The sequence below is a fragment of the Planosporangium spinosum genome, from assembly GCF_049999945.1.
GTDB classification, from domain to species: domain Bacteria; phylum Actinomycetota; class Actinomycetes; order Mycobacteriales; family Micromonosporaceae; genus Planosporangium; species Planosporangium spinosum.
The window spans coordinates 1-12,492 of sequence record NZ_JBLYUB010000019.1 but is presented as its reverse complement, the minus strand read 5'-3'; the positions used below and the strand labels follow the sequence as shown (position 1 = coordinate 12,492).

16 protein-coding genes are annotated in these 12,492 nt (G+C 70.5%); 8 read left to right on the top strand and 8 right to left on the bottom strand.

Translation table 11 applies throughout. The features are described 5' to 3' along the window. Positions 1-194: 194 nt before the first annotated feature. From ACNTMW_RS23375 to ACNTMW_RS23360, 4 genes are all read right to left on the bottom strand, one after another. Positions 195-455 carry a hypothetical protein gene (locus ACNTMW_RS23375; protein ID WP_426635911.1) on the bottom strand — a complete coding sequence of 87 codons (261 nt, stop codon included), beginning with the start codon at positions 453-455 and terminating at the stop codon, positions 195-197. 49 nt (positions 456-504) lie between these two features. Further along, positions 505-1,026 carry a DinB family protein gene (locus tag ACNTMW_RS23370; RefSeq protein ID WP_426635910.1) on the bottom strand — a complete coding sequence of 174 codons (522 nt, stop codon included), beginning with the start codon at positions 1,024-1,026 and terminating at the stop codon, positions 505-507. 196 nt (positions 1,027-1,222) lie between these two features. Further along, on the bottom strand, positions 1,223-2,014 hold the full coding sequence (locus ACNTMW_RS23365) for a hypothetical protein (RefSeq protein ID WP_426635909.1): 792 nt from the start codon (positions 2,012-2,014) through the stop codon (positions 1,223-1,225). A gap of 280 nt (positions 2,015-2,294) precedes the next feature. Next, positions 2,295-3,452 carry a PucR family transcriptional regulator gene (locus ACNTMW_RS23360; RefSeq protein WP_426635908.1) on the bottom strand — a complete coding sequence of 386 codons (1,158 nt, stop codon included), beginning with the start codon at positions 3,450-3,452 and terminating at the stop codon, positions 2,295-2,297. A 350-nt stretch (positions 3,453-3,802) separates the two neighbouring features. On the opposite strand from ACNTMW_RS23360, the gene ACNTMW_RS23355 reads away from it, so the two are divergent. Next, the gene (locus ACNTMW_RS23355; protein ID WP_426635907.1) at positions 3,803-4,621 is read left to right on the top strand and encodes an N-formylglutamate amidohydrolase; all 819 of its coding nucleotides are present in this window, start codon (positions 3,803-3,805) and stop codon (positions 4,619-4,621) included. A gap of 38 nt (positions 4,622-4,659) precedes the next feature. On the opposite strand, the gene ACNTMW_RS23350 is transcribed toward ACNTMW_RS23355, so the two are convergent. After that, positions 4,660-5,244 (bottom strand): helix-turn-helix domain-containing protein, encoded by a 585-nt coding sequence (locus ACNTMW_RS23350; RefSeq protein WP_426635906.1) that lies wholly within the window; start codon positions 5,242-5,244, stop codon positions 4,660-4,662. Between the two features lie 76 nt (positions 5,245-5,320). Between ACNTMW_RS23350 and ACNTMW_RS23345 the strand changes: the two genes are divergently transcribed. Together ACNTMW_RS23345 and ACNTMW_RS23340 are read left to right on the top strand one after the other, a co-directional pair. Then, the gene (locus tag ACNTMW_RS23345; RefSeq protein WP_426635905.1) at positions 5,321-6,904 is read left to right on the top strand and encodes an FAD-dependent oxidoreductase; all 1,584 of its coding nucleotides are present in this window, start codon (positions 5,321-5,323) and stop codon (positions 6,902-6,904) included. A 227-nt stretch (positions 6,905-7,131) separates the two neighbouring features. Then, on the top strand, positions 7,132-8,838 hold the full coding sequence (locus ACNTMW_RS23340) for an ABC transporter family substrate-binding protein (protein WP_426635904.1): 1,707 nt from the start codon (positions 7,132-7,134) through the stop codon (positions 8,836-8,838). Between the two features lie 38 nt (positions 8,839-8,876). Here ACNTMW_RS23340 and ACNTMW_RS23335 read toward each other — a convergent pair whose 3' ends face one another. Beyond that, the gene (locus tag ACNTMW_RS23335) at positions 8,877-9,338 is read right to left on the bottom strand and encodes a hypothetical protein (RefSeq protein WP_426635903.1); all 462 of its coding nucleotides are present in this window, start codon (positions 9,336-9,338) and stop codon (positions 8,877-8,879) included. A 147-nt stretch (positions 9,339-9,485) separates the two neighbouring features. On the opposite strand from ACNTMW_RS23335, the gene ACNTMW_RS23330 reads away from it, so the two are divergent. Continuing rightward, complete coding sequence (locus ACNTMW_RS23330) at positions 9,486-9,770, top strand: hypothetical protein (protein ID WP_426635902.1); 285 nt, start codon at positions 9,486-9,488, stop codon at positions 9,768-9,770. Positions 9,771-9,805: 35 nt separating this feature from the next. Here the strand turns inward: ACNTMW_RS23330 and ACNTMW_RS23325 are convergent, their stop codons facing one another. Both ACNTMW_RS23325 and ACNTMW_RS23320 read right to left on the bottom strand, forming a co-directional pair. Further along, the gene (locus ACNTMW_RS23325) at positions 9,806-10,009 is read right to left on the bottom strand and encodes a DUF397 domain-containing protein (RefSeq protein ID WP_426635901.1); all 204 of its coding nucleotides are present in this window, start codon (positions 10,007-10,009) and stop codon (positions 9,806-9,808) included. Then, complete coding sequence (locus ACNTMW_RS23320; RefSeq protein WP_426635900.1) at positions 9,957-10,880, bottom strand: helix-turn-helix domain-containing protein; 924 nt, start codon at positions 10,878-10,880, stop codon at positions 9,957-9,959. Before ACNTMW_RS23320 ends, ACNTMW_RS23325 begins: the two co-directional genes overlap by 53 nt. A 146-nt stretch (positions 10,881-11,026) precedes the next feature. Here ACNTMW_RS23320 and ACNTMW_RS23315 point away from each other — a divergent pair, with 146 nt between their 5' ends. From ACNTMW_RS23315 to ACNTMW_RS23300, 4 genes are all read left to right on the top strand, one after another. Further along, on the top strand, positions 11,027-11,314 hold the full coding sequence (locus ACNTMW_RS23315; RefSeq protein WP_426635899.1) for a hypothetical protein: 288 nt from the start codon (positions 11,027-11,029) through the stop codon (positions 11,312-11,314). 19 nt (positions 11,315-11,333) lie between these two features. Further along, positions 11,334-11,594, top strand: coding sequence for a hypothetical protein (locus ACNTMW_RS23310; RefSeq protein ID WP_426635898.1), 261 nt, complete (start codon positions 11,334-11,336; stop codon positions 11,592-11,594). 117 nt (positions 11,595-11,711) lie between these two features. Then, entirely contained in the window at positions 11,712-11,834 is a 123-nt protein-coding gene (locus ACNTMW_RS23305) for a hypothetical protein (RefSeq protein ID WP_426635897.1), read from the top strand. Between the two features lie 188 nt (positions 11,835-12,022). After that, positions 12,023-12,409: a helix-turn-helix domain-containing protein gene (locus ACNTMW_RS23300; protein WP_426635896.1), complete on the top strand. Its 387-nt coding sequence runs from the start codon at positions 12,023-12,025 to the stop codon at positions 12,407-12,409. The last annotated feature ends 83 nt before the right edge of the window (positions 12,410-12,492 follow it).

Genomic DNA, 12,492 nt, shown 5'->3' with positions numbered 1-12,492 from the left:
CCCCGGCGACCACGCTGGGAAATGGGACACACCCAGTGAGTAGAACCGGACGGCCTTGACCGTCAGCCCGGCGCGCCGGGCCAGATCACCGATCGAGTACCGCCTGTCGCCGTTCATGCCCTCACCTTCGCGCCTCCCCCTGGGGAGGCGCGAGCCGGTCCGTCGGAGCTGTGGACCTGACCGGCCCGGTGCCGTCAGCGGGCCGGCGACGCCACCCGTTCATTCCAGTCGGTGGCGTACCGGTGCACCCAGCCGAACATCCTCTCCTGGTTGTAGAACGGCCGCATCGCGATGGGGAACATCAGGTCGCGCAGGACGCGCCCCACCGGTCCGGCCGCCTTGTCGCTGTTGACCCGGGCGGTCCGGGCAATGATCTTCTCTACCCGGTGGCGGCGCAGCCGCTCGTACGCGACGAACGCCTCCGCGGGTGTGGGCAGCGACACCAATCCCGTCATGGCCGACACGGCCCGACACACCCTCGCCGCCGCGCTCGGGTGAGTCGGGTCAGCCGTCGAACCCGACCGCGCCGTCGGTCTGCTCACGCAGGATGTCGGCGTGACCGGCGTGCCGGGCGGTCTCCTCGATCATGTGGACGTAGATCCAGCGCAGCGACACCTGCCCCAGCCTGGGGTGCGGCACCCGGTCGTCCAGACCGAACCGCGCCGCCGTCCGGCGGGACTGCGCGCAGGCGTCCTCGTAGTCGGCCAGCAGCCCCGCGATCGTCTCGTCCGACCCCACGCGCCACTCGCTGCCGCCGGACGGCACGCCCGACCGGTCGGACGGCCGCTGCGCCAACGTCTCCTGGAACCACTCCCGCTCGACCGCGGCGAGGTGTTTGGCGATCCCCGCCAGGGTGGTCGACGAGGGTACGAGCCGCTGCCGCACCCGATCGTCGTTCACGCCGGTCAGCTTGCGCCGTACCACCGTCCGGTAGAGGTCGAGGAAGGCCTCCAGCACCTCGCGCTCGCTGCCCGTACTGACCAACTCGTCCGGAGCCAGCGGTGGATCCGGTCGCGACACCGTCATGGCCGATCACCGTAGTACACGGGAAATCTCGTACGCCGCCGTAAACGTCGCCGCCATGATGGACCACATTGGAATCCAGGTATCCGACGTCGAGGCGTCACTCGCCTTCCGCGCCGGTGACCGCGAACCACCCCGCCGGGAAGGAGTTCTGGTACACCGGGCGGGTACCAGAACTCCCCGGTCAACCCATGGCGCGCTACGGCACGATCGCCCGCAGCCTCGGTATCGCGTCGATGGCGATGGGACGGCTCGTGTTGCGGCAGGAGTACGACTCGACCCAGGCGTAGTCGATCGGTTGTTCTATCTGGCTGCCGTACCAGTACTCCGTGGCCCCCACACGCTCGCCGTCGTACGCGGTGCAGGTGTACGTGACCTCCGAGTACCACGTGTACACGGGATCCCCCCACGTGTACCAGATCGTCTTACACTGCGGAGCGGTCTTGGTCACCACCACGTCGTAGGCGCGTACCTGGTCACGGATCAGGTAGTCGATACCGTTGACGAGGCCCGCCTTCGTCCGTGCGGCGACCGCGATCGCGTAGATCTCGCCGAGGAGGAAACCGATGTCGCCGGCCGCCTTCGCGCTCTGGACGGCGGTGACGTACGAGGTGGCCTTGGTGGCGCAGGCCGTGGCGTCCTGCGCCCACGACTGGAGCACGGCGGCGTTCATGTTGTTGATGTCGGTGAACTCGATGGCGTGGTGCCTCGCGCACGACTGCACCTCGGCGCTGGCGATGGCGTCGATGTGGTTGAGGATTTCGGTCTTGGCGGCCCCGACGGCCCCGACGACCTGCTGCACCGCCGCGTTCAGTTCGCCGGAGCTGACACCCCCGCCGCCGCTGCCGATGAGCTTGGTGGCGATGTTGATGATCAGCGCGGTCCAGTCGATCGTCGGGGCGGCGGCGTGCGCCGGCTGCGCGGTTCCCGCCACCGCGACCGTCACCGCCAGGGACGCCGCGACCAGGCATTGTCGCAGTTTTGTTCTCATCTCCGTCTCCGTTCTCGGCGCCCGTAACGGTCGCTGCCGGCCGGGCACCGCCGGTGTCACCGTCGTCGCACCGACGCCGGGCGCCGCCCGGTCCGCAGCGGCCGGCAGGGCCACCGAGCCCCTCACCTCGGCACCTGTCGATGTACCGGCCAGTCTGCCGGCGTCGGCGTACCGGGGTCTTCGTGAGCCGGGGAAAACCGCGGCGGCGCGATTGCGAATCTCCGCAGTGCCGCCAGACCTGCCCGCGTCAGTGCCGTCAGAGCGGCCCGCGTCAGTGCGGTCAGACCGGCCCGCCGGCGAGCAGCCGGGCCACCGCCGTACTGAGCACCCGCACGCCCGACGTCGACCTGGGGTCGACGCCGGTGATCTCCCGGACCCGTTGCAGCCGGTAGTCCAGCGTCCGGGGATGAATGCGCAACGCCGCGGCCGTCGCCGTCCGGTCCATGTCGTGGCAGTAGAACGCGTGCAGCGTGGCCACCAGGTTCGAGCCGGCGGCGAGGCCCTTCGCGAACGTACGCAGCCACGCGTCGACCTGCGGCGTGCGCGCCACGGCGATCTCGACGAAGAGGTCGGCGACCGTGTACAGGCGCGTGGGCCGGTCCTCCGGCGGCGCGACCCGGCTGGCCTCGCGCGCCCAGCCGAGGCTCTCGGCGAGGTGCCCGACCGCACCGTCGGCCGACCCGACCTGACACGGTTGCCCGACCGCGGCGGCCACGTCCCGTACCTGCTCCAGCGCCCGGACCCGGGCGGTGTCACCACCGCCTGGCGTGAGCAGCACCAACTCGTCCGAGGCCAGCCAGGCCGCCGGTGTCCGACGATGCGCCAGGGTCCGCACCACATCGAGCCGCGCCTCCGGGGACGGCGACGGTGCGGGGACGCGGAGCACCGACACCACGTAGTGCCGGCACACCGGTACGCCGAGCCCGCCGGCGAGAAGCGGCTCCACCGGCTCGTCCGCGAGCAGCGCCCGGGCCAGGAGTTCGGTCCGGGTGGCCAGGACCCGGCGCGGCCCCACCCCGTCGGTGTAGCCGCGCAGGTACGCCCCGCGCGCACGGATGCCCTGCGTGCCGTACCAGCCGATCATCCGCAGCAGGTCGGCGACGTCATCGGGCCGGGACGCGTCGTGGATCTCCTTGAGCATCAGCGCGGTGTGCAGCCCGAGCACCTGCTGCTGTGACGGCACGGACAGCCCCAGCTCGGCCCGCTGCCGGCCGACCAGGGCGATGGCCGACAGGTCGCCGTCGCGCAACGGCACGTCCGCCGCGGCGCGTTCGAACGTGAGCTTCCGAATGAAGATCGCGAAGTCGACCATGTCGGTCCGGTCGTCGACGGCTGCCACCATCGACCGGTACTCGGTGACTTCCCGGGTGTAGAGCTCGACCGCGCGCTGGGCGTTGACCTCTATCCGCTCCCGCAACAAGCTGAACAGTCCGCGCATGATCCGACGTCTCCCCGGTGTGCCGAGCCACCGCTCGCGGCCCACGGGTACAGCGGTCCGGCGCGGATGGGTCGGGTCGCTTCGGTCGGTCGCGTCCAGCCGACCCATAGATGCGCGTCGAGGGCCGGACGCCCCGCCAGTATCGCCGTCCCCGAATGAGGCGCGCAATCGGGTACCGGACCGGAACACGCCGGGCACGCCGGAGGCGCGGACGCGTACGCGGGCCCCGATCGGCGGATCTCCACGCCGCCCGGGCGCTGGCGGCAGATCTTGCTGTTAGCCTGCGACGGCCGGCGCAGTGGACACCGGCCGCTCCGGCCACGAAACGCAAAAGGGGGTGCGGATTGTCCGTGCACGGGACAGAAGCGGTCTACCGGGTCGGTGCGGGAGCGTCGTACTCCCCCGTCATCCTGCACGTACCGCACAGCTCCCGGCACATCACGCCGGCCGCCCGCCCGTACATCCTGCTCGACGACGCCGCGCTGGCGGTCGAACTGGACCACATGACCGACTCGCACACGAGCCTCATCGCCGACCGGGCGGCGGCCGACTGCGACCCCGCCCCGTGGACGTTCACCAACCTGGCCTCCCGGCTGGTCGTCGACCCGGAGCGGTTCCCCGACGACCGGGAGGAGATGCGCAGGGTCGGCATGGGCGCCGTCTACACCCGGACCTCGCACCGCCAGCCGCTGCGCGCCGACGACCCGGTACACGAAAAGGCGCTGCTCGCCGCCCACTACGAGCCGTACGCGGCGGCCATGACCGACCTCGTCGACGCGCGCCTGGCCGCGACCGGCCGCGCGGTCATCATCGACGTGCACTCCTACCCCAGCGTGGCCCTGCCGTACGAACTGCACGCCGACGGGGAGCGACCCGCGATCTGCCTGGGCGTCGACGAGATGCACACCCCACCGTGGCTGCGCGCCGCCGCCGAGCGCGCCTTCGCCGGGTGCGGCGGCATCGCCGTGAACACGCCCTTCTCCGGTTGCTACGTGCCGCTCAGGCACTACGGGACGCAGTCGGCGGTGACCGCGCTCATGGTCGAGATCCGGCGCGACGTATACATGACCGAACCGGGGGGTCCGCCCACCGACGGCGTCGACCGCGTCGTCGAGGCGCTCACCCTGCTGGTCGAGGCGGTGTCGGCCAGCGGCGACCGCGACGGCTGACCGCTTCTTCGTGGCGCGGGCACGGCGATGTCGCCGGGTCAGCGCGCCTTGGGGCGGGCGCGGACGTGGATGCGTTCGCCCTGCGGGCCGAAGAGGGTGAGGATCTCGGCCGGCTCCGGGCCGGGGTTGGCGACGCAGTGCGGCACGCGCGTGTCGAACTCGGCGACCTCGCCCGGGTTCAGGATGAGATCGTGCTCGCCGAGCAGCAGGCGCAGGCGGCCGGAGAGGACGTACAGCCACTCGTACCCCTCGTGGGTCTTCAATTCCAGCTCCCCGGCCGGCGTGTGCGGCGGGAGGATCTGCTTGAACGCCTGCAGGCCGCCCGGCCGGCGGGTCAGCGGGAGGAACGTCACGCCGTGGCGGACGATCGGGCGGGCGTGCACGCGCGGGTCTCCGGTGGCGGGCGCGTCGACCAGTTCGTCGAGGGGCACCTGATGGGCCCGGGCCAGCGGCAGCAGCAGTTCCAGGGTGGGCTTGCGCTGGCCGGACTCGAGCCTGGACAGGGTACTGACGGAGATGCCGGTGATCCCGGCGAGCTGGGTCAGCGTCGTGCCGCGCTGGGTGCGGAGCGCACGTAGCCGCGGCCCCACGGCCGCCAGGACGGCGGCCTCGTCGTTTGCCATACCAGCAACGATAGTTGTCGAATCCGCCGATAGCGTCGCACCGTGGGCGCAGTCGACGAGTGGAGGGAAGCAGACGGTGGACGAGACGTACGACGTGGTCGTGGTGGGCGGTGGCGCCGCCGGGCTCAGCGGGGCCCTGGCACTGGTCCGGGCACGGCGGTCGGTGCTGGTGGTGGACGCGGGCGAGCCGCGCAACGCGCCGGCCGGGCACGTGCACAACTACCTGGCCCGGGAGGGCACGCCGCCGGCCGATCTGGTGGCGGCCGGGCGCGACGAGGTGACCCGGTACGGAGGTGAGGTCGTCGCCGGGCGTGTCGACGCCGCGACCAAGGACGGCGAGGGTTTCGCCGTGACGCTGGACGGCGGGCGTACCGTGCGGGCGCGGCGACTGCTGGTGGCGACCGGGCTGGTCGATGAGCTGCCGGACGTGCCGGGGCTGGCCGAGCGGTGGGGCCGCGACGTGCTGCACTGCCCGTACTGTCACGGGTGGGAGGTCCGGGACCGCCGGATCGGCGTCCTGGCCACCGGGCCGCTGGCCGCGCACCAGGCGCACCTGTGGCGGCAGTGGAGCCGGCACGTGCTGCTCCTGCTGCACCACGCCCCGGCGCCGGACGCCGGGGAGGCCGAGCGGCTGGCGGCGCGCGAGATTGCCGTCGTGCCCGGCCCGGTCGTGGGGCTGGAAGTTACCGGCGACGCGCTGACCGGGGTACGGCTGGCCTCGGGCGAGGTCGTGGAGCTCGACGCCCTGGTTGTCGCGCCCCGGTTCACCGCCCGTGCCGGCGCGCTGGAGTCGCTCGGGCTGACGCCGGTCGACGTGGAGGTCGACGGGTACGTCATCGGCCGGCAGATCCCGGCCGACCCGACCGGGGCGACCGCGGTCCCCGGCGTCTGGGTGGCGGGCAACGTGGCCGACGTCCGCGCCCAGGTGATCGCTGCCGCCGCGGCGGGCGTGACCGCCGGCGCAGCGATCAACGCCGATCTCGTCGCCGAGGACACCCGCGACGCCGTGGACGCCTACCGCCACCGGGTGCACACGATGTTCGACGAGGCCGCCTGGGAGGAGCGGTACCTGTCCAAGCCGGCGGTGTGGAGCGGGCGACCGAACCCGCAGCTAGTCACCGAGGCCGGCGAACTGGCGCCGGGCCGGGCGCTCGACGTCGGCTGCGGCGAGGGTGCCGACGCCGTCTGGCTCGCCGAGCGGGGCTGGCAGGTCACCGCGGTCGACATCGCCACCACCGCGCTCGAACGGGCCGCCGCCCACGCCGCGGCCGCCGGCCCCGACGTTGCCGGCCGCATCGAGTGGGTCCACGCGGACCTGCGCGACCAGCCGCCCGCCGAGGGCGCGTACGACCTGGTGTCGGCGCAGTTCATGCAGCTTCCCGCGGAGCCGCGGCGGGAGATGTTCGCCCGGCTGGCCGCCGCCGTGGCCCCGGGCGGGCGGCTGCTGATCGTCGGGCACCACCCGCACGACCTGCGCACCACCGTGCACCGGCCGCACTTCCCGGACATGCTGTACACCGCCGAGGAGGTCGCGGACTCGCTCGACCCGGCGGTGTGGGAGGTGCTGGCGGCCGAGGCCCGGCCGCGTACCGCCGTGGACCCGGAGGGGCGGGAGATCACGATCCACGACGCCGTCCTGGTCGCGCGACGGCGGGGGTGAATGGGCAAGGCCCGCTGGCGGCGCGTTCACCGCCGGCGGGCCTTGCGCCCATCGGCTTCGGCGCGCCCATCGGCTTCGGCGCGCCCATCGGCTTCGGCGCCACTGTGGCGGACGCCACCACGGCGGGAGTTCATCACCGCTCAGGTCCCGCTTCTCCCCGCCGATTGGCGCAACGGGCCACCTTGCCGACGGTCGCCTCAGCGCCGTCGCGGTACCGGGAGAGTCACATGGCGAAGGTAAAGAAACTGTTCAGCGCGGGCGTGCTCGCGGCGGCGCTGACGGCGGCGGCCGGTTGCGGTGGTGCCGGCGCGACCACGGCGACCGTGGGCGGCTCGGCATCCTTCGCCACGTGCGCGGCGCACCCCAACGACTGCAACAGTGGCCCAACCGTGCGCGGCGGAACGCTGGCCTACGCCATCGAGAAGCCGATCTCGGGCTGGAACATCGCCGACGCCGACGCCAACAGCTTCGAGGCCGCCCAGGTCCTCGCCGGCGTACTGCCGTCGGCGTTCATCGCCTACCCCGACCTGTCCGTCCGGGTCAACAGTGATCTGCTGGTCTCCGCCGAGCAGACGGCGACCGATCCGCAGACCGTGGTGTACCGCATCCAGCCGGCGGCGACTTGGGACGACGGCATGCCCATCAGCGGCGACGACTTCACGTACGCCTGGCAGACGCAGAACGGCAAGGACTGCCCGGACTGTTCGGCGGCGTCCACCGCCGGGTACGACCAGATCGCCTCGCTGGCCCAGGGCGACGGCGGCAAGACGGTCACCGTCACCTTCCAGCCGGCCTTCGCCGACTGGAAATCACTGTTCGCCAACCTCTACCCGGCACATGTGGCGCGCGCCCACGGCGATCTGGCCACCTCCTGGAAATGGTTCAACGCCAACCCGCCGACCTTCTCCGGCGGCCCCTACAAGGTCTCCGGACACGTGCCCGACACCGCGGTCGAGGAGGTGCCCAACCCGCGCTGGTACGGCCACGTCAAGCCGACGCTCGACCGGCTGGTGTTCCGCACCATCACCGACCAGTCCGCCGAACTCACGGCCCTGCGCAACAACGAAGTCCAGGCCGTCTACCCGCAGCCCACGATCGACCTGGTCAACTCCGTCAAGGCGGAACGGTCGGTGCAGTACACCGTGGGCAAGGGTCTCAGCTGGGAACACCTGGACCTCAACGTGCAGAACCCGCTGCTGGCCGACCGGGAGCTGCGACGGGCGCTGTTCACCGCGATCGACCGCAACGCGATCATCAGCAAGACCGTCGGCCAGGTGCTCGCGGACACTCCCGCCCTGGGAAGCCACAACTTCGTACCGGGCCAGACGAGCTACCGTGACCTGGTCACCCCGACCGGCCAGGGAACCGGCGACCTGGCCAAGGCCCGGAAGCTGCTCACCGACGCCGGCTACCGCGACGTCGGCAAGGCACTGAAGACCCCGGCCGGGGTCCCCGTAACCCTGCGGGTGTCCTACATCGCGGGCAACGACACCCGGGCGCGGATCGCCGAGCTGATCCAGGCCCAGCTCGGCCAGCTTGGAATCACCGTACGCATCATGCCGGTCACCAACTTCGGCGCCTCGCTCACCGGGGGCGACTTCGACCTGATCCTGTTCTCCTGGACCGGCACCCCGTTCCCGGTCAGCAATGCGCTCCAGACCTGGACCAGCGACGGTGGCAGCAACTTCGGTGGATGGCACAACGACGCCAGCGACAGGCTCCTCCGGCAGGCGGCGGCCGAAACCGACGCGGCCAAAGTGGCCGACCTGCTCAACCAGGCCGACCAGCTCATGACCGACGACGCCTACGTACTGCCGCTGTTCCAGAAGCCGACCCTGCTCGCCGTCAACAGCCGATTCGCGAACGTCCGCGACAACGCCACCAGTTTCGGGCCCACCTACAACGTTCAGGAGTGGGGCCTGCGGGCACCGTGAGAGCGGGGCGGCGTTGGGCCGACGACCGCCTCCGCAGGTCAGCGCAGCAGCCGCTGCTGCTCCGGCGTGAGCTTCCAGTCCGGTACGCGGATCAGGTCGGTGTCGATTCCCGGCCGGCGCGGGACGTAGAACCAACCCTCGTCGGTGTCGGAGTCATAGTGGACAACCGTGTCGTCCTCCCGGCGGGCCCGCAGCCAGGACTCCACGCGGGGCTCTAATTCGGCGCTGATCGGATAGCCCGCCCGCTGGCGCCCCACCGCCCGCAGCATCATGGGCGCGTACTGCCAGCGGTGCTGCTCCTCGACCTTCCAGGGCATCAGCTCCGTGTCGTGGATGATCCGAAGATCCAGGCCCCTGCGCCGACGGAAGTTGCCCCACATGGAGATCGTGGTCTCGATGTTGTACTTGCGCCGGTACTCCTCGATGATCCACCGGTAGGTGCGGCCTTCCTCGATCCACCGGATGGCTTCCTGCTCATTCACGACCTTGCCAGCGGGCATGTGCCTCTTCCCCTTGCCGGAGCACCGACGACGAACACTGTCGGGTGTAAGTGAATCAGGTGCAGTGCGCCTGGTCAGACGCCTGCTGATCATGGCATACGCTATGCCGCGGACGTCGTAAGCCGCTCAGGTGACAGGGAGGCGAGAGTGAAGCTCAGTTTGACGGTGTGCGACGTGTGCCAGGACACGGCACGCGGAGCCCGCACCTACCGGGTGCAGTCGGGCGGGCGCGCCGCCACGACCGACCTGTGCGACGAACACAACGCGCCGTTGGAGGCGATCCTGAAAACCGCAGCGGCGCCCGACGAGCCCGTCAGCGAAGGTCGCCCACGCCGCGGGCGCCGCAACCGCACCACCACGATGGAAGAGATCGAGGCGTTGAAGGCGGCCCGCCGCCAGGAACGAGCGGGTTCCGGCCACGTCGAGCGATGACCGGGGTCCGGCGAGATGCCGAGGTACACCTCTGGTCAGGCGAGGTCGAACTCGCCCCGGCGGACCCCGTCGATGAAGGCAGCCCACTCGTCGTTAGCGAAGATCAGAACTGGCCCCGTGCGGTCCTTGGTATCGCGAACCGCCACGTCCTGATCCAGGAAAGCGACCTCGACGCATCCGCCGTTGTTACCGGACTTTGTGCTCTTGCGCCACCCGGCGCGGGACAGATCGGGTGTCACGGGGCTCTCCGTCAGCGTCGGCGTACTGTCGAGCGACGGCCGTGATCAACCTGGTCGACTCCTGCCTGCTGAGCGCAGCCGCCGTCATGTGGCTGTAGGCCAGCGTACACCGGCGGAGATCTTCTACTTTCTCCATGTACAGGTTGCCCGCCTGGCCTTCGACGTACACGACCGGCGAGTGCATCTGTTCGTCGAACTCGAAGATGGTCAACGCGCCCCGCACTCCCGGATATCCACCGTGTGAGAGCGGCACGATCTGCAAGGTCATCCGCTTGGCCATCGCCGCCAGGTGCTTGAGCTGTGCGGCCATGACCGCCTTGCCGCCGACCTCGCGACGTAGCACCGCCTCGTCGAGGATCACCCACAGCTCCGGTGGCTCGTCGCCCAGCACGCGACGCTGTCGCTCCATTTTGATCCTTACCTGACGCTCGACCTCCTCCTCGGTCAGGAGACCGCCGTCCCAGGTTTCCGCGACGGCACGGGCGTAGTCCTCCGTCTGGAGCAGTCCGTGCACGATCATCGGCTCGAAGATTTTGATGCTGGTCGCCGCGCTCTCCAAGCCGAGGAACGTCGCGAACGGGGCCGGTACCTGGCCGAACGTCGACCACCAGCCGCGCTGCTTGCCCAGCCGTTGCAGCTCCAGGTACGACTCGCGCACCTCGGCGTCGGTCACGCCGTACACGTCGAGCATGAGCAGCAACTCGGCGCGCACGATGCCGACGTCGCCGGCCTCCATCTTCTGGACCTTGCTGACCGAGCAGCCGAGTTGCTCGGCGATGTCAGCCTGGGAAATACCGACCGCGTCACGCGCACGGGCGAGCTGCTCGCCCAGTTGCCACCGCGGAATCGTCGGTCCGATCGGCTTCGGCATCGGCGTTCTCCTCTCAGACGCGAGCAGTCTTATCGATCCCGACCGCAGTGACAACCATGTTGGCAAAAGTTACGGCATAACCTTGACGGTCACTGCGCGAAGGAGCAATGTGGCGCCGGGTTCACGACGGTCGAAGGGAGTCGACGGTGGACGATGACGGCCACACCCCGGAACGGCAACGAAGACGGCTCACCGTGCCACTCAGCGCGATGGTCACGGATTCCGACATCCTGAAAGCGCGTCGCCTGCTCGTCGTCCACCGGCCACGTACCGCGGTCCGGCGGGTCTGCACCGGCTGCGGCAACGCCTGGCCCTGCCTGGACACGCTCTACGCCGGGGCGGTCACCGACACGAAGCCGGATCCAGCGGATCCGGAGTCGAGCGATCCGGGGCCGAGCGATCCGGAGTCGACCGGCCCGGAGGCCCAGCCGTGACCGATGAGCGGTGACCGGGATGGGCGTGTACGAGTCCCAGGTCGTGGCCTTCGCCCGGTACGCGACGGCCCAGGTGGTGTACCACGAGCAGGTCATCGCGCAGCACCAGATCGACGGCACCGGCTGCTGTCGCTTCTGCGGTCGGGTGTGGCCGTGCGACCAGGTCCGGCACAGCCGGGGAATGGTCGACCACTTCAGCCAGTGGGCGCTGACCGACGAGCAACCGGTACCGGATCCCGAACTCGTCCGGCCGTACGTCACCCCGACCGCCGACGGATGATGGCGACGTCACGACTCCGTACGTACCTACCGAGGGCGGTCGCCATGAAGACCTACCGGGTCCACGCCGAGCGCGAAGGCAGGGTTCTGGCTTCTGAGGGTGCCCGAGTTGCACATCATGACGCAGGCCCGCCGGCTCACCGAGGCCGACGAGACGGCACGTGACCTCATCGCGACCTGGCTCGACGTCGCCCCCGACTCCTTCGTCATCGATCTAGAGGTCCCGCCACCGGCGAGTTGACGCAGCGGCCCGACCGCGCCGCCAGTTGCGCAGGGCAGCCGACCAAGCCCGGAGCAAGCGACCGAGGAGCTTCGGTCGGCGGTAACGGCGTTCCATGAACCCAGCTACAGATCTTGAAGGCTAGGTTGACCAACGTGTGGTCGGCGTGTCGTGGTGACAACGGCCGATGGAGCTTGTAGGCCGGATGGATGAGGTACCCGGATGGTGGCGGCCTGTCCGCGCAGGGACGGGCGAAACGGGAAGCGGTGCGACTGCAGGCGGCGACCTGGTTCGCCGAGGGCATGCCGGTGCCGGACGTGGCGCGGCGGTTGCGAGTGCCCAAGACCGCGGTGTACGGCTGGCGGCAGCGGTGGTTTCGTGGAGGCGAGCGGATGCTGGCCTCGAAGGGGCCTGGCGGCGCCCGCTGTCGGCTGGACGATTCCCGACTGCGGCGGCTGGCCGACGCGTTGCAGGAAGGCCCGTTGGCGCACAGCTTCGGTAAGGACCAGCGGTGGACGCTGGCCCGAATTTCGGATCCGATCGCGCGGATGTTCCGCGGGTCACGTCCCGCGAGATGGTGTAGATCGCCTGCGTGAGGCTCTGTGCGCTGTTCAGTTTTCCGGTCGATAACCGGCTGGGCAACGGGTGTGGCTATGCGGCGGCGAGTTCGGTGGTCGTG